Annotated in this window: 1 protein-coding gene; it reads right to left on the bottom strand. The window is 69.2% G+C overall.

Going from position 1 to position 442, the window contains the following annotated elements:
• On the bottom strand, positions 1–352 hold a 352-nt coding region (locus FJV41_RS57410; RefSeq protein WP_281291678.1), incomplete at its 3' end, for a biotin carboxylase N-terminal domain-containing protein.
• Between the last annotated feature and the right edge of the window lie 90 nt (positions 353–442).

Raw genomic sequence — 442 nt, 5'->3', positions numbered from 1 at the left:
CCTCGACCTTGTCGCCCAGCCGCTCGATCGCCTCGGGCGGCGGGCCGATCCAGGTCAGGCCGGCACCGATCACCGCCCGCGCGAAGCCCGCGTTCTCGGACAGGAAGCCGTAGCCGGGGTGCACGGCATCGGCACCGCTCTTGCGGGCGGCATCGAGCAGCTTCTCGATGTGCAGGTAGGTATCGGCCGGGCGGTCGCCGCCCAGGCCCCAGGCCTCGTCGGCCATGCGCACGTGCAGCGCGTCGATATCGGCGTCGGCATAGACGGCGACGGAGCCGAGGCCGTAGTCGGCGCAGGCGCGGACAATACGGACCGCGATCTCGCCGCGGTTGGCAATCAGGACTTTTTTCATGGTGTTCAGGAACGGGTGACGGGTTCAAAGGCGCGGATGGGCCGGAAACGCACCCAGGCGTTCACGGGGATCTGGCCTGCCAGATCCAGG

Source organism: Myxococcus llanfairpwllgwyngyllgogerychwyrndrobwllllantysiliogogogochensis, from assembly GCF_006636215.1.
GTDB classification, from domain to species: domain Bacteria; phylum Myxococcota; class Myxococcia; order Myxococcales; family Myxococcaceae; genus Myxococcus; species Myxococcus llanfairpwllgwyngyllgogerychwyrndrobwllllantysiliogogogochensis.
The sequence above is the reverse complement of the archived record's forward strand: the minus strand, read 5'-3'. Positions and strand labels throughout refer to the sequence as shown.